This window comes from Hoeflea sp. YIM 152468 (assembly GCF_029210485.1).
In the GTDB taxonomy this organism is placed as follows: domain Bacteria; phylum Pseudomonadota; class Alphaproteobacteria; order Rhizobiales; family Rhizobiaceae; genus Hoeflea.
The window spans coordinates 1-15035 of sequence record NZ_JARGET010000016.1; the positions used below are offsets into that span (position 1 = coordinate 1).

Annotated in this window: 12 protein-coding genes and 1 tRNA gene; 8 read left to right on the top strand and 5 right to left on the bottom strand. The window is 59.3% G+C overall.

Annotation, left to right across the window (positions count from 1 at the left end):
* The 5 genes from PZ897_RS08790 to PZ897_RS08810 form a co-directional block, all read left to right on the top strand.
* Window positions 1–1501, top strand: a 1501-nt coding sequence (locus PZ897_RS08790) for a type IV secretion system DNA-binding domain-containing protein (protein ID WP_275751758.1), incomplete at its 5' end; no start/stop codon positions are given.
* 433 nt (window positions 1502–1934) lie between these two features.
* Window positions 1935–4556, top strand: a complete 2622-nt coding sequence (gene mobF, locus PZ897_RS08795; protein WP_275751760.1) for a MobF family relaxase — start codon at window positions 1935–1937, stop codon at window positions 4554–4556.
* Window positions 4546–4788 carry a hypothetical protein gene (locus PZ897_RS08800; protein WP_275751761.1) on the top strand — a complete coding sequence of 81 codons (243 nt, stop codon included), beginning with the start codon at window positions 4546–4548 and terminating at the stop codon, window positions 4786–4788. Before mobF ends, PZ897_RS08800 begins: the two co-directional genes overlap by 11 nt.
* A 52-nt stretch (window positions 4789–4840) precedes the next feature.
* Window positions 4841–5419, top strand: a complete 579-nt coding sequence (locus PZ897_RS08805) for a hypothetical protein (protein ID WP_275751763.1) — start codon at window positions 4841–4843, stop codon at window positions 5417–5419.
* 82 nt (window positions 5420–5501) lie between these two features.
* The gene (locus tag PZ897_RS08810; RefSeq protein WP_275751765.1) at window positions 5502–7166 is read left to right on the top strand and encodes a recombinase family protein; all 1665 of its coding nucleotides are present in this window, start codon (window positions 5502–5504) and stop codon (window positions 7164–7166) included.
* On the opposite strand, the gene PZ897_RS08815 is transcribed toward PZ897_RS08810, so the two are convergent.
* The 5 genes from PZ897_RS08815 to PZ897_RS08835 all read right to left on the bottom strand — a co-directional run bounded on the left by PZ897_RS08815 (window position 7137) and on the right by PZ897_RS08835 (window position 12182).
* Window positions 7137–7213, bottom strand: a tRNA-Arg gene (locus tag PZ897_RS08815). The two genes, PZ897_RS08810 and PZ897_RS08815, sit on opposite strands and share 30 nt — an antisense overlap.
* Before the next feature lie 319 nt (window positions 7214–7532).
* On the bottom strand, window positions 7533–9002 hold the full coding sequence (locus PZ897_RS08820) for a HAMP domain-containing sensor histidine kinase (RefSeq protein ID WP_275751767.1): 1470 nt from the start codon (window positions 9000–9002) through the stop codon (window positions 7533–7535).
* Between the two features lie 24 nt (window positions 9003–9026).
* Window positions 9027–10457 carry an FAD-dependent oxidoreductase gene (locus PZ897_RS08825; RefSeq protein WP_275751769.1) on the bottom strand — a complete coding sequence of 477 codons (1431 nt, stop codon included), beginning with the start codon at window positions 10455–10457 and terminating at the stop codon, window positions 9027–9029.
* Between the two features lie 52 nt (window positions 10458–10509).
* Window positions 10510–11286 carry a TVP38/TMEM64 family protein gene (locus PZ897_RS08830; protein WP_343217451.1) on the bottom strand — a complete coding sequence of 259 codons (777 nt, stop codon included), beginning with the start codon at window positions 11284–11286 and terminating at the stop codon, window positions 10510–10512.
* 173 nt (window positions 11287–11459) lie between these two features.
* On the bottom strand, window positions 11460–12182 hold the full coding sequence (locus PZ897_RS08835; protein WP_275751771.1) for a DUF547 domain-containing protein: 723 nt from the start codon (window positions 12180–12182) through the stop codon (window positions 11460–11462).
* Between the two features lie 405 nt (window positions 12183–12587).
* Between PZ897_RS08835 and rpmH the strand changes: the two genes are divergently transcribed.
* The 3 genes from rpmH to yidC are packed head-to-tail and all read left to right on the top strand — an operon-like array spanning window position 12588 to window position 15023.
* Window positions 12588–12725 (top strand): 50S ribosomal protein L34, encoded by a 138-nt coding sequence (gene rpmH / locus PZ897_RS08840; RefSeq protein WP_275751772.1) that lies wholly within the window; start codon window positions 12588–12590, stop codon window positions 12723–12725.
* 34 nt (window positions 12726–12759) lie between these two features.
* Window positions 12760–13209: a ribonuclease P protein component gene (rnpA, locus tag PZ897_RS08845; protein WP_275751774.1), complete on the top strand. Its 450-nt coding sequence runs from the start codon at window positions 12760–12762 to the stop codon at window positions 13207–13209.
* On the top strand, window positions 13209–15023 hold the full coding sequence (gene yidC, locus PZ897_RS08850) for a membrane protein insertase YidC (RefSeq protein WP_275751776.1): 1815 nt from the start codon (window positions 13209–13211) through the stop codon (window positions 15021–15023). The genes rnpA and yidC overlap by 1 nt, the downstream gene beginning before the upstream one ends.
* The last annotated feature ends 12 nt before the right edge of the window (window positions 15024–15035 follow it).

A 15035-nucleotide genomic window follows, 5' to 3' on the forward strand; every position in this document is an offset into this window, starting at 1 on the left:
CCTGCCACCAGTGAATCAGTCCGCAATCCTCACCGCAAGCAATTTAATGGGTCCTGAGCCTAGGCAGGCCGTGTTTGCCGATATACTCGCGCAGCCCCTGGTGTCCCACGTTAAGGGACCACGACTTGTGGCCGGAAAAGCTGCAACACGCAGCCTTGCGGCGGCATGGGCGAAGCGGTTTGGTGGCGCCGATCCAGGCGTGGAAATTGTTGCCGGTCTCACCATGCCACGACCGCTCGAATCCGAACATATTCTGCTGATCGGCGGGACGGGCGCTGGCAAGACGACGGTCATGGAAACGATCATGGACGGCGCGATCAAACGCGGTGACCGGCTACTGGCGCTGGACGTGAAGGGCGGCGTAACCGCCCGTTTCCCTGTCGACGACTTTTGTCTGCTGGCACTCGGCGATGGCCGCAGCAGCCGGTGGATGCTTGGTCTAGATATCGTCACGCCCGAAGACGCGGCCGAACTGGCAACAGAAATCATCCGGGAGACAAATGACCCCTCATGGTCTGCTGGTGCCCGGCAAGTGCTGACCGCGATCCTTGTACTCCTCCAGAGTGAAGCGGCCAAACGCGGAAAAGTATGGTCGTGGACACAACTCGATCAGATCCTGTCGAAACCCGTCGCGGAGCTTTTCAGGTTTCTTCGTGAAAGCGATCCCGTTGCCGCCTCGCTGATCAATGTCGAGCAGGATCAAACACAGCGGCAGGCGATGTCCTTCTACTTCGTTCTGGCTGCCAATGCCGGGCAGATGGCAAAGGCCTTTGCGGCCATGGGCGGGTCTTCGCGAAATGGAACAAAATCACCGGACGTCTCGATCCGGCGATGGGCTCGCGGAGCTGGCAGTGAAAATCTGATCCTGCGCCAGTCACGGCGGCAGCCGGAGCTTTCTGCTGCGATGTCCCGGATTGTGTTGAAGATCGTAGCCGACAACGCCGGTTCGGTATCTTCCGCAGAAGACACAAATCCTCCTGCCACCTGGCTCTTCCTTGACGAACTCCCACAACTGGGACGTTTGCCCGCTATACCCCGACTTGCTGCGATCGGTCGCTCCCTTGGCGTGAGGATCGTCGCTGCAATACAGTCTCCGGCACAGCTCAAGGAAATCTATGGAGCGGATGGTGCGCAGCACCTGCTTGACAACCTGACGACAAAGATCGTCGGTCGGGTTGCAAGCGGCAGCACCGCAACGGAAATTTCCTCTTCATGGATCGGCAATCGCACGGTCGCATGGATGGAAGACGCAGGCCTGGGCGTGGGCGGAAAGCCACGGTTGGAGCGGAAGACACAGGAAATCCCCGTCGTCGATCCGCAATTCCTTGCCAACGATCTCGGGCTTACCACTCGCTCTGGCAAAAGGCCATGTATCAGAGCACTCGTCATCGGTCATGGTGATGTGGCAATGCTGACCTGGCCTGTCGGTCGCTGGAGCGTGCGGCGACCAGCAGATGCCCTGCGTCACGGACACGTCCGCGCGCAAAAGGAGCAAGATTGATCTGGCCATCCCCGCAAAGTGGCCATGGTCGTCGTCGATCCTGTGGGAAGGTAGCCGGGACGCTGAACCTGAATCGACGGCACGTCCGCTATGTGCGGGATCGAGGCGAGCCCGGGCATTATAAAAGGGTATGAGCATATCGGAGCGTCGAGCATGGCGGTACTCCGCAAGGAGGACGACGCGGAAATTCGCGCATGTCGCGACCGGTTTAACCGGGTTGCCGCAGGAGCGTCAGCGAAGCGCCTTCCTGGGAAGGGACGCGGGACCGACAGCCCCCGGCAAGGCATACCGTTTTGAACACCGCGGCGCAATGGCTTTCGTTTTGTACCTTTAAAATAATGTAATAATATCAAATACTTAAAAGATATTTAGGTCGTTAGCCCAGCAGCTTTTTCAAGCCAGGCGACCATGGAGTCATCAAAGGAGATGAACCATGGTGGCAACCTGGGACCCCGCAGCAAGCGCGGAATACTATACGAAGCAGACTGCGTACTACGCGACCGAAACAGGCGCTGAGCCGCGCGGCGAGTGGTATGCCCCGGCAGGCGATCATGGCCTTGTCGACGGCACCGTTGTAGAGGCGGATCTATTCGAGCGTCTGTTCTCCGGCAAGGATACCGCCGGACAATCTCTTGTCACGAATGGCGGCGGGCGAATTGACCGTGTTCCGGCTTTCGATGTGACGCTGTCTGCACCGCGGTCCGTTTCTTTGATGTGGGCGCTCGGGGATGCGGAGACGCGATCCGCCATCGAAACTGCGCATGCGGATGCCGTTCGCCAGACACTCCAGCTTATAGAAAAGGAAGCGGCGTTTGCCCGGCGCGGTCAGGGCGGTAGCCGGATCGAACGGATCGCCTTGTCGGCAGCACTCTTCCGGCATGGTGAAAGCAGGCCCGCAGAGCATGCTGATGGCTTCACCTTTGCCGATCCGAACCTCCACACCCATTGCGTGATTCTCAACCTTGCGACGCGGTCGGACAAAACGATCGGAGCACTGCATTCAACTGTCTTGCGCGACTGGAAGATGGCCGCGGGGGCCACCTATCACGCAGCTCTCGCAGCAGGCGTGATGAAGGCGGGGCTTGAGATTGACCGCATTGGGTCGAACGGCGTCTTCGAGATTGCAGGCGTGGCTGAAGAAGCGATTACCTATTTCTCTGCCCGACGTCAGGAAATCCTGGAAGAGCTGCAGGTGGCAGGTGGGAGCACTGAATGGTCGGCTGCTCTTGCTGCAATGATTGCGCGGTCAAGCCGCAAGGCGAAGGACAAGGACGCCGCTGACCGGGAACTGGCCTGGCGAGATGCGGCTAGCCGTATCGGTTTTGCGGCAGAGGCTGACATTGAAAACCACCGCCGCTCCTTTGAAAATGCAGATCGAAAGAACGAAGCTGTTACCAAACGGCTGGCAGCCATTCCCGCGAAGCTCACCGAAACCAAAAGTGTTTTTGAGCGCCGCGATGTTGTGCGTGCCGTAGCAGAAGCCCTTGTCGGATCTGGCCGCGGGGCTGAGCGCATTGAAGCAGAGGTGTCCAGCCTGCTGGAGACAGCTCAGGTCGTGGAACTTGGCCGCGACCGGATTGGCCTTCCACGTTATTCGACGCCGGAGATGATCCGGATCGAGCGCGAAGTGGTCGAGATGGCAGCTCGTATGGCGAAATCCCCCGGCTTCCAGATCGATAGCGAACGCCTTGTTGCCGACTGTCGCAAGCGCTGGCTGAGCGAAGAACAGCAGATTGCAGTCACATATGCGACCGGCGAAACGGGGATCGTGGCGATAGAGGGAGCGCCCGGGACCGGCAAGACGACCTTGCTTGCTCCTGCCGTATCAGCATGGAAGGCAGCCGGCTTCCGTGTGGTTGGCGCTGCGACTGCATGGAAAGTCGCAACGGCCCTTCGCGACGATCTCGATATTGAGGCGCGAGCCACAGCCTCCTGGCTTGCCAGGTCAGGACATGGACAGCTGTTCCTCGACGCAAAATCTGTGCTCATCGTCGATGAAGCGGGACTCTTGTCTTCAAGGGAGATGCACGGGCTGCTGACTGCGGCCCGTGATGCAGGGGCGAAAGTGCTTCTTGCCGGCGATCGCGGCCAGCTGCAGGCGATCGGCGCCGGTTCGGGCTTGAGGGTTGTTGCCGAAGCGATCGAGGCTGTGCGTGTTCAAACCATTGTTCGGCAACGCGAGGCCTGGGCGCGCGATGCCATGGCAGCCTTTGGTCGCGGTGAGGCTGACAAAGCACTTGCCGCGTTTGCCGAGCGAAACCTGTTGCTTGAAGCGGATGGTGAGAAGGCAGCTGTCAAGGCTGTGGTTGATCGTGTCGACCAATACCTCGGGTCGTCAAGGCCGAACTCCTTCCTGATCGTCGCGAAAACCAATACCGAAGTGGCCGCGATCAGCAGAGAGGTCCGTACACGCCTTCGCGAAAAACAGATCATCCGGGGCGAGGACATCGCGATCGATGCCGTTACCCCGTCCCGACATGCAAGCCGTATCGACATCGCCGCAGGCGACCAAATTCGCTTTCTGGTCCGCAATGACAGGATCGGCGTGATCAACGGCACAGTCGGCCGGGTGATTGCCGTGGAGCCTTTTGATCGCGGCACGGACAAAACACCCCGCAAGCACGCAATCCTCACAGCAAGGATCGGTGACAGGATCGTCCAGTTCAACAGCTCCGAGCTTGCAGACGAGCAGGGCCGCACGAAATTTGCGCTTGCCTATGCCTCGACAATCTACGGTGCCCAGGGTGCGACCGTCGAGCAAGCCGTTGTTCTCGTCAATCCTGCCTTCGACCGGCATGACATCTATGTCGCAGCAAGCCGCGCCAGGGGCGAAACCGCTCTGGTCGTGGATCGTCGCCGGATCGATCGGGAGATGGCAGCGGCAGGTTTGAACCCGTCTGAGCCGGACCAGGATAGCCGCAGGCGTTGGCTCGGCGAGCGCATGGCAATCGCGCATATCAAGCAGACAACACTCGACTATCTGCCGACCGGACGCGATGCGCCCGAGCCAGAGCCCGTCCGAAGCAGGACCTGGGAGACTGGCCATGCGTTCTGATGCCGTCTCTCAGGATCGTCCCGTGCTTCGCTATCGCCCCGGCATTCCAGTGCCGGAGCGGCGCAGAAAAGCAAGATCGCGCCGAAAGAATGGCTCTGAGCGGACCGTGCCGGACCTCGTCCTCGATATGCCCGAACGCCCGCGCGTGTCTACCGACGAGCTCGCGGTGATCGAAACCTATCTCGCTGATCAGATCAGCGAGTTGCTTACCCGGTGCTCGTCAAGGTCATGACGGGCAGCGAATCCTCACCCATTCCCCAATTACCCATAAAGGAAGCCAACTCATGAATATGCATCTCAATCCCACCGCGATTTCGACGGCAAGAACCTATGGTTCCGATAAGCCGTCAGATGAAGCGCTTACAAACTGGCCGCTGCGCAGCATCGTCAACGATACGAAGACGCGCCCCTTCTGTGGTCCGACGGCTGTTGCCGCCATCACGCGTCAGCCGATCTCGATTGTAAAGGATGCCTTTCGGCTTGCCCGGTTTGGAAAGCGCTGGATTGAATTCGATCGCTCACCCGCAATCATGGGCGTCACACTGGCTGAAACCTACCATGTCATGAACACCTTCGGGTTCGGGGGAGGCTGGGAATCCTTTGATCGGGCTCCGAGCCTTGCCGCATGGCTCGAAACCCGAACCGGCATTGCGCGCACTCATCCTGTCATTGTCCATGTTACTGGCCATCTGGTGGCCGTACGCGGCTATGAGTTCTGCGACACCTTCTCAAAGGGCCTGGTGGTCGATGCGGATGAAGCTCCCGGCCGGCGCAAGAAGGTAAAGGACGTCTTTGTCGTGACCGGCAGGACCCCGCGTGCAGCCCATATCCCGTCAAAGAGCGGCAGGATGGTGGAGCCATGAGCGGGCTCACTAAAGTGCCGGACATCTTCTGTGTTTGGCGGTATCCCTTGAACGGGCAACGACAATCCGGAGACATCAGATCATGAACAAATCAATCAGAGGCAAAAACGTTGAGATAGATCTCGCTCCCACATTGCGTGTCGCTGCCTACCTGCGAGTGTCGACCGGACGCCAGGCGGATTCTGATCTGTCGATCCCGGACCAGAGAAAACAGATCTCCGGATTCTGCACATCGAAAGTCTGGCAGATTGTCGAGGAGTTCGTTGAATCCGGCGCCTCTGCGACAGATGACACCCGGCCCGAATTCCAGAGAATGATCGAACGCGCAACGGACGGCGATCACCCTTTTGATGTCATCGTCGTCCATTCATATTCACGGTTCTTCCGTGACAGCTTTCAACTTGAGTTCTATCTTAGACGTCTCGCGAAGGCTGGCGTCCGACTTGTGTCAATTACGCAAGAACTCAATGACGATCCGGCCCAGGTCATGATGCGCCAGGTGATCGCGCTCTTTGACGAGTACCAGAGCAAAGAGAACGCAAAGCACGTTTTGCGCGCCATGAAAGAGAATGCCCGCCAAGGCTTCCACAACGGGTCACCGGTTCCTCTGGGCTACAGGGCGGTTGAAGTGGAACGTCGCGGAACCAAGATCAAAAAGAAACTTGAAATTGACCCCGTGGATGCCGAAACTATCCGGTATATTTACAAGCTCTATTTGTATGGCGATGGCAAATCCGGCCCGCTTGGCATCAAGGAAATCGTCAAGCGTCTGAACGGCGAAGGATACCGAACCAAACGCAATTCGAGATTTGGCGTTGGCACCTTGCACGCCATCCTGACCAACCGCGTCTATATCGGCGAATGGGTCTTCAATCGACGGGATTCCAAGACTTTCAAAGACAAGCCGGTTACTGAACATATCATGGTGCCGGTGCCAGCCATCATCGAGCGGTCGGAATTTGATAATGTTCAACAGACACTCCGTCAGCGCAATCCGCGTGTGACGCCACCCCGAGTCACGACAGGACCGATCCTCCTGACCGGTCTTGCAATCTGCGCGACCTGTGGCGGCGGGATGACGTTGAGGACAGGAACTTCGCGCTCCGGAAAGATACACCGCTACTACACCTGTTCAAATGCGGCGCGGGCGGGCAAATCTGCATGCAAGGGACGCTCAATCAGGATGGATACCCTCGACACGCTTGTCGTCGAAAACCTATCGGAACGGCTGTTCACCTCGGAACGCCTCGCCGACATACTGTCAGCGATTTCTGCAAATCGTGCTGCCAAGTCCGCGGAAGTCGATCAACGCGTGATCCGTTTGCAGAGCGAACTCACTGACACGGAAACCCGACTGAAACGGATCTACTCGATGGTCGAGGACGGCAGCGCGGAAATGGACGACATTCTTCATGAACGCATCACTTCACTCAAGCTTGACCGTGATCGCCTGATGACCTCACTTGAACGGATAAGAACCCATGCAGTCCCGGCTACCGATATTCCGCCAGCCGTAATCGAGGAGTTCGGGCGCATGATGCGCGAAAACATATCGACCGGCGAAATCCCCTTCAGGAAAGCCTACCTCAAATCCGTTGTCGACCAGGTGATTGTCGACGACAAACAGATAAGGATCATCGGTTCAAAACGCACCATTGAAAGCGCAGTATTCGGCGGCAAAAAATTTTCCCATGGTGTTCGCAGTTTTGAACGGAAGTGGCGCGCCCGAAAGGATTCGAACCTCTGACCCCCAGATTCGTAGTCTGGTGCTCTATCCAGCTGAGCTACGGGCGCGCATCGCAGGCGTCAACCGCTTGCGAGGCGTGTCCTAAAACGGACTGCCGGGGAATGCAAGCGGAATTGGCGAAAAAAACGCTGGTTGCAGATTTGTCCGTCCCTTATGGGCTCCTGGCATCTTCAACCTGTCGCCGGGCTGTCAGTTGGCCGCTGCTCCTGGCTCCGGCGGCGTTGCCGGTGCGCCTAGTCACCGTGAGGCACTCGAGCCCCGGGTGAAGAGCCTGCCAAGGGCAGGAAGGCACTGCCGGGACCTGCAGCACTGCATGCTGGTGCAACCGTTGGCGCCAGCCATTGGACGCGCGGCGCTGCGGGGACGTCAGGCGCGGGCCCTGAACTTGTCCAGCGGCACCGGCTGGTCAGGCAGTTCGATGCGGAAGACCGCACCCTGGCTCGCCGATTCGTCGAGCGCGATCGATCCGCCATGGGCGATGACAAGTTCGCGGGCGATCGCCAGACCAAGCCCGGTGCCGCCTGAGCGGGCCGAACCGCGAAATGGCTGAAACAGGTTCTCACGCGCCTTGGCCGGAAGTCCCGGGCCGGTGTCGGCAACGCGGATTTCAACCACCGTGCCCAAACGGCGGGCGGACAGGGTGACGCGGCGCACGATTGCGCCGTCATCTCCGGTATCAGCCGCAAGCGCCTGCACCGCATTGCGCACCAGATTGTAGATGACCCGGAACATCTGCTCGCTGTCCGCCTCGATCTCGATATGCTCTTCCATGTCCAGCACAATGGTGACATCGGCGCGGGACTCCTCGATGACGACCTCGCGGACTTCGGCCGACAGAGCAGCGAGATTGATGAAGCGGCGGCGTGGGGCTGCCTCGCGCGCCTTGCCATAGGCGAGCACTTCACTGGAATAGCCGACAGCCCGGTCAATGGTCCGCAAGAGCTTGGGCGCGAAGCGCTTGACCAGCGGATCGTCAATCATCGCCAGCCGGTCAGACATCAATTGGGCCGAGGTCAGGATATTGCGCATGTCGTGGTTGATCTTGGAGACAGCGAGGCCGAGATCGGCCAGATGCCGCTGTTCCTTGAGTGTCTGCTGCAACCGGGTCTGCATTGCCGCAAGATGCCCCTCGGCCAAGGTCAATTCATCAACCATAGGGCCTGGCACGATGATGTTCTTCGGGTTCTCCGGATCCTTCGAGAAAGCCTGCATGTTGTCCGTGACCCGTTGCACCGGTCGCAGCAACAGCCGGTTGATGGAGAGGAACAGCAGACCTGCGGTGATAACCGAGATCAGCACCGACAACAAAAACACGTTGCGGCCGTAAATCAGCATCGCGTGGCGCAGTTGCCTGTCTTCGATAACCAGATCGATCTGCATGTCTGGATCGCCACCGACCGGGCCATAGACGCGGATCACCCTGTCGCCCCCGAAAACAATGGTGTCAAAGGCATCGATGATGGCCCGCAGCGGGGTGACGGAGGAGAGATCGTACTGATGGGTGACAAGCGGCGGCATGTCGGCACTGGCGATCATCCGCGATGTGCCGTCCTTGCGCAGCACGATGGCCTTGGTGCCGGTGGCCATCAAGGTGTCATTCTGGATGGACTGTGGAAGCTCCATGACATTGACGCCATCGACCACGACGGCCGCCGCCGCCGCCGTGTTGAGGCGATTTTCAAGCAACCGCAACCGTGTGTTGGCGACCGAAGGCACGAAAATCAGCACTTCGGCGATCATCACGAACAGGATGGTCAGCCACAACAGCTTGGAGGAAAGACTGCTCGCCCGCGGCCTCCACCAGGGAATTTTGCTCTCAGTTTGCGCATCCGCCATGGTCCACCCTTCCCGGCTCGGTCATCACCCAAACCGTCGCAGAAAGCGCACGATCCAGCGTACATAAGGCTTGCGGGTCATTGGTGTATAATAGGAAACCGCAGCGCGTTTTCCAATCTCGGCCATGGTCGGATAGGGCGGGACATAGCCGCGCACATGCTTGAGCGACAGGCCATTGCTGAGTGCCAATGCCCACATATTGATCATTTCGCCGGCACCGGCCCCTGCAATGGAGACCCCGAGCAGGCGCGCCTTGCGGTCCGTCACGATCTTGATCAGGCCGGTGGTCTTGCGCTCAGCCTGGGCCCGGTCGTTTTCTGCGTACGGCCATCGCAGGATCGAAATCCGGTCGCCATGGCGCTTGCGGGCTTCCTCCTCGGTCAGCCCGACCTGGGCGAGTTCGGGGTCTGTGAAGGTCGCCCAGGGTATGATATCGCGGTTTTCCCTGGCCGGAATACGGAACAGGATCTGTTGCACCACAAGGCCGGCATGGTAGCCCGCCACATGGGTGAACTGCAGGCCGCCGGCAACATCGCCGATGGCATAGACGCGCTTGTTGGATGTGCGCAGATTGGCGCCAACCTTGATACCACCCCTGTCGTGCTCGACACCGGCTTGCTCCAGCCCCAGGCCTTCGACATTGGCACGGTGGCCGACGGCGACCAGCACGTCCGAGCCATCGACAAAGCCTGCGCCCGTCCCGGCTTCATAGTGGACGCGGACACCTGTCCGGCCACGCTTTTCAACCGAGGTGACCTTGGCCCCCTCATGCACAGTCACGCCTTCGCTGCGGATATTCTCAAGCACGATGGCAGCCAGTTCCGGATCGTCCTTGCCCAGCGCCCTGAGACCTTCAACAACCGTCACCTCGGCGCCGAGCCTGCGGTGCGCCTGGGCCATTTCCATGCCGATCGGGCCGCCGCCGATGACAATGAGGTGCTTGGGTGCGCGGGTGCGGTCAAACAGGGTCTCGTTGGTCAGGTAGTCGACAGTATCCAGTCCCGGAATCGGCGGCACCAGGGCGGAGGAGCCGGTGGCGACGACATAGCGCCGGGCACGAATTTCGGTGCCGCCGGCCATGAGCGTGTTCTTGTCGATGAAACGGGCTTCGGCCTCGATCACATGAACGCCCATGGCGCGGAAACGCTCGACCGAATCATTTGGCGCGATCGCGCCGATGACCGCGTGAATGTGATCATGGACCTTGCGGAAATTGACCTTTACCTCGCCGGCGGTGACACCGAAGTCCGGGGCCTTGGCAAGGGCATGGGCGTGCTTGCCGGCGGCGATCATCGCCTTGGACGGCACACAGCCATAGTTCAGGCAATCACCGCCCATCTTGCCCTTTTCGACGAGAACCACATCGACGCCGAACGCGGCTGCGGCGGCTGCGACCGACAGGCCGCCGGAGCCACCGCCGATAACGCAGATGTCAGGTGTCAATCGGTTGCTCATGACGTGGTCTTTCTGTGATGGTGGTCACCTGTCCTGGCGCTGGCCAGGACTGTCAGCGCCTGCGGAGCTTGCGAACTATGGTGGGGATCGCAGCAACAATTGCAAGCCCAAGGAAAGCAATGGTGATCTCGGGCGTTACCAGATCAGAGACCGAGATCTCGCGTCCTGCGGCAGCTACAATGACACTGTCGAGCCCCTGGCCCAACCAGGTATAGGCAAAGGTTCCGGGAATGATGCCGAGAAATGTTGCCGCCACATAGGTGCGCAATTTGATGTCGAAAAAGGCCGGCGCGATGTTGATAATGAAAAACGGGAACACCGGAGCCAGACGCAACACCAGCAAGTAGCCGAATGCATCGCGGGTAAATCCGTCTGCAAGCTTGGCGGCAAACGGTCCGGCACGCTTGCGCAGCACATCGCCAAATGCCGATCTGGCGGCCAGGAAAATTGTCGCCGCACCGGTGGTGGCGGCAAAAACGGTCAAGGCTCCGCCGATGAACCATCCAAACACGAACCCGGCAAAAATCGTCAGGATCGAGGCCGCCGGAAACGCGAATGCGACGGCGAGCGCGTAGAGCACGAAGTAGCCGAGCGCAGAGACAATGCGGTTGTCGGCAACAAAACCCTTGAGGGCTTCACGCTGCTCGGCGAGCACGGCAAGCGACAGGTAATCCTGGAGCCCTGCGGCGTAGCCGAGAGCAAGACCGGCGGCAATAATGGCCAGTGGCAGATACCGCCGCCAGGTGCTGGTCCGGCTGGTCGGCGAGGCTGTGTCCGGGGTGTGCGCCATGGCTTTGTCCATTTCCGATGTTGCCTGCTGTCCAGTCATGCCGGCTCTCCAAGTCTGGTGTCGCAGCAAATTGCGCCGCTCTGTCTCGCTTGGGATCTAAGTAAAACAACGCCGCCTCCAGGGCCAATGACATTCCCCGGCGATTGGCCAAACATGCGTGAGCCTGGACCGGCTGAATCTCACGGAAGCGTGAAGTCCGCCTCTTCCACGCGCTACACGGCATTGATACTCCAGTCATAATCATAACCCGAAATCGAAGCGGCAGCGATGTCGGCCGCTTTGTGCGGGTTTGCAAACAACGACCAATGATGCTTGAGCTTGCCCTTGCCGCCGAAATCGCCGGCATACCAGGAGTAGATCCTGGAAGCGGTGATGCGGCCCTTGACCACCGAAACGCCGCGCGGATGATTGATATAGTCGATCGCGTTCTGACGCAGAAGCGCGTCAACATTGGCGCCGGTAAAGGCGCTGGTGGCAAGGTTGGGGCAGGAATAGGAGGCGCAATTGAGCCCGTAGTGGGACATCGGGTCTCTCAACAATGCGCGAACGATTTCATGTTCGATCTCATCAAGCGAGAGTTCTGTGCCGTTGATTGTCACCAGCTTGGCTGTCCAGGGGCCGGCTCCGAACAGGAACGAGCCGCCAAGATTGATCTTCTTGATCGAGGTCACCGGAAAGGCCTCGGCCACGACCTCAAGCGTCTTGGCATTGTAGAGATTGATCCAGTAGGCGTGGGCTTCGTTGCGCGACAGTGACGTCGGATCGACCGCCTGCAATGCGGAGATGTAGGACCTCAGTGCCGGCAGGTTCGACTTCACGCCACGGTAATCGACCCGGTTGTAGCGTTCGGCATCAGGTTTCACATGGGCTTTGAGGAGCGTGTTGTAAGCTGCATGATCCACCTTGGCGTTGCCTTTGGGCCGGAAACCGCTCATTGCAGCCCTGGCTGACGTTGGCCCAACAGCAATAGCGGCGACCAAGCTGGCGGAGCCTGTAATGAATGTGCGGCGGTCAATCTGCATGGTCTGGACTTTCCTTTTGCTTTGGCTTCTTGGTCATCACCCAAGCAGGATCTGGCGCAGCCATGTCAGCGAAGCAACAGCCAGACAGGCGATGTCACCGCCTTGTGAAAGAACGTGACCCTGGCCAATGCTGAAAAGACGGTGACCGAAGCGAATCCGGGCTCGCGTGGCTACGCCGCCGCGCATTGACTTTTGCACCAATTCGCGCCTATAAGCCGCTCGTCCGTGGAAGCTTCCGGTTTCCGGGAGCGTGTTTTGACGGACTGAACACCCAAACCACGTTGTTCCAAGAAGGGCCGCACACCGCGGTATTAAATAATGACAAAACGTACCTACCAACCATCCAAGCTTGTTCGCAAGCGCCGCCACGGCTTCCGTGCGCGTATGGCCACAAAGGGCGGCCGCAAGGTCCTCCAGGCTCGCCGCGCCCGTGGGCGTAGCAAGTTGTCGGCTTAATTGCTGACGCCGGCCCGCGAAGAAAGATGATCGCGTGGCACAAGACGACATCATAAAGATACCCGGGCGGCTTAAAACCCGGCCGGAGTTTCTCGCCGTGCAGAAGGGAAAACGTCTGCGCGGACCATATTTCTTACTGGAAAGCCTCGATAGGGGCGTCCCCGACCAGGCTCCGCGCATCGGCTTTACGGTGACGAAAAAACAGGGCAATTCGGTAGAGCGCAACAGAATGCGCCGCCGCCTCAAGGAGGTTGTGCGACATATGGCAGGGGTTCCCTTCAAGCCCGGACACGACTATGTGGTGGTCGCACGCCGCGATACGCTGGCTGCGCCGTTTGAACGACTCGTCACCGCGCTCACCGAGCGGGTGCATGAATCCGCCAGACCGAAACGACCCCACCAGGCGCGCGTCGAGAAGCATCTCGATGCGCCGGACAACACCAGAACGCCAGGCAATCGAAAGCCGGCCACCAGGATTGAGTGATGGAAAACAATCGCAATTATTTCGTCGCAATTCTCATGTCAGTGCTTGTCCTTGTCGCCTGGCAGTTTCTCTATGTCAGCCCGAAGATTGAACGTGAGCGTCTGGCCGCGGAAGCGCTGCAGGCACAGCAGCCCGTGCAGACGCCTGCCGCAGGCGCTGAGGGAGCCGCACCGGGCGACGTCAACGGATCATTGCCGGGCGGCGACACCTCGATCCCCGGTGCCGTGATCCAGGCTGGCGGGTTGTCGCGCGAAGATGCTGTGGCCCAGACTGGCCGGATCAGCATCGACACCCCGGCACTCATGGGCTCGATCAATCTCTCCGGCGCCCGCATCGACGATCTGCTGCTCAAGGAATATCGCGAGACAATCGACCCGACCAGTCCCAACATCTCCCTGTTCAGCCCGGCTGCAATGGCCGAAGGCTACTTCGCCGAAGTGGGGTACATCGGCGACGCTCAATCGGGTCCGGCTCCGGGGCCCAACACGGTCTGGACCGCCCAGCCCGGCCAGGTGCTGACGCCGTCATCACCGGTGACGCTGACCTATGACAACGGTGAAAACCTTGTCTTCACCCGGGTGATCTCGGTTGATGAAAACTACCTGTTCAGCTTCGAAGACACCATTGCCAACAGCGGCACTGCTGTGGCATCTGTTGCCAGCTATGGCCGGATTACCCGCTTCTCCAAGCCCGCAACCAGTGGCATTTACGTTCTGCACGAAGGCCTGATCGGGGTCATCGGCGAGGAAGGCCTGCAGGAAATCGACTATTCCGACGTCGAGGACACCCCGGTCATCGCGCATGGCAAGGCAACCGCCGGCTGGATGGGCATCACCGACAAATACTGGGCCGCAGCCCTTGTGCCGCCCCAGGGCGCAGGTTTCGAGACCCGCTTTGCGCATTTTACCGATGGCAGGGCACGCTACCAGTCTGATTTCAAGTCCGACACCCTTGCAGTCGCGCCGGGCGGCAGCGTCACATCCAAGACGCTCCTGTTTGCCGGCGCCAAGCAAGTGCCGATCATCGAAGGGTACGAGGCCGAGCACAACATTCTCAATTTTGACCTGATGATTGACTGGGGATGGTTCTACTTCATCACCAAGCCGATGTTCTGGCTGATCGACTACCTGTTCAAGGTGTTCGGCAATTTCGGCATTGCCATCCTGGTCACCACCGTGATCGTCAAGCTCATCTTCTTTCCACTGGCCAACAAGTCCTATGTCTCGATGGCCAACATGAAGAAGGTGCAGCCCAAGCTTGAAGAGCTCAAGGCAAAGCATGGTGACGACAAGATGGCTTTGCAGCAGGGGATGATGGAACTCTACAAGAAAGAGAAAATCAACCCGGTGGCCGGTTGCTGGCCGGTGCTGTTGCAGATCCCGGTGTTCTTCGCGCTCTACAAGGTGCTCTATGTCACCATCGAAATGCGACACGCGCCCTTCTTCGGCTGGATCAGGGACCTGTCAGCTCCGGATCCGACTTCGATGTTCAACCTGTTCGGCCTGTTGCCCTATGATGTGCCGTCGTTCCTGATGATCGGCGTCTGGCCATTGATCATGGGCATCACCATGTTTATCCAGATGCGGATGAACCCGACGCCTCCGGACCCGACACAGGCGATGATCTTTACCTGGATGCCGGTGGTGTTCACCTTCATGCTGGCGACTTTCCCGGCCGGTCTGGTGATCTACTGGGCCTGGAACAACACGCTTTCGGTGCTGCAGCAGGGTGTGATCATGAAGCGTCAGGGCGCCAAGATCGAGTTGTGGGATAATCTCGCGGCGCTGTTCAAACCCAAACCGAAAAAGACCTGACCGGCGCGGAGG

What these genes read in the sequence shown, in the direction of transcription:
- mobF (WP_275751760.1), top strand. Translation starts at nt 1,935, where the DNA reads ATGGTGGCAACCTGGGACCCCGCAGCAAGCGCGGAATACTATACGAAG.
- PZ897_RS08800 (WP_275751761.1), top strand. Translation starts at nt 4,546, where the DNA reads ATGCGTTCTGATGCCGTCTCTCAGGATCGTCCCGTGCTTCGCTATCGC.
- PZ897_RS08805 (WP_275751763.1), top strand. Translation starts at nt 4,841, where the DNA reads ATGAATATGCATCTCAATCCCACCGCGATTTCGACGGCAAGAACCTAT.
- PZ897_RS08810 (WP_275751765.1), top strand. Translation starts at nt 5,502, where the DNA reads ATGAACAAATCAATCAGAGGCAAAAACGTTGAGATAGATCTCGCTCCC.
- PZ897_RS08820 (WP_275751767.1), bottom strand. Translation starts at nt 9,002, where the DNA reads ATGGCGGATGCGCAAACTGAGAGCAAAATTCCCTGGTGGAGGCCGCGG.
- PZ897_RS08825 (WP_275751769.1), bottom strand. Translation starts at nt 10,457, where the DNA reads ATGAGCAACCGATTGACACCTGACATCTGCGTTATCGGCGGTGGCTCC.
- PZ897_RS08830 (WP_343217451.1), bottom strand. Translation starts at nt 11,286, where the DNA reads ATGACTGGACAGCAGGCAACATCGGAAATGGACAAAGCCATGGCGCAC.
- PZ897_RS08835 (WP_275751771.1), bottom strand. Translation starts at nt 12,182, where the DNA reads ATGAGCGGTTTCCGGCCCAAAGGCAACGCCAAGGTGGATCATGCAGCT.
- rpmH (WP_275751772.1), top strand. Translation starts at nt 12,588, where the DNA reads ATGACAAAACGTACCTACCAACCATCCAAGCTTGTTCGCAAGCGCCGC.
- yidC (WP_275751776.1), top strand. Translation starts at nt 13,209, where the DNA reads ATGGAAAACAATCGCAATTATTTCGTCGCAATTCTCATGTCAGTGCTT.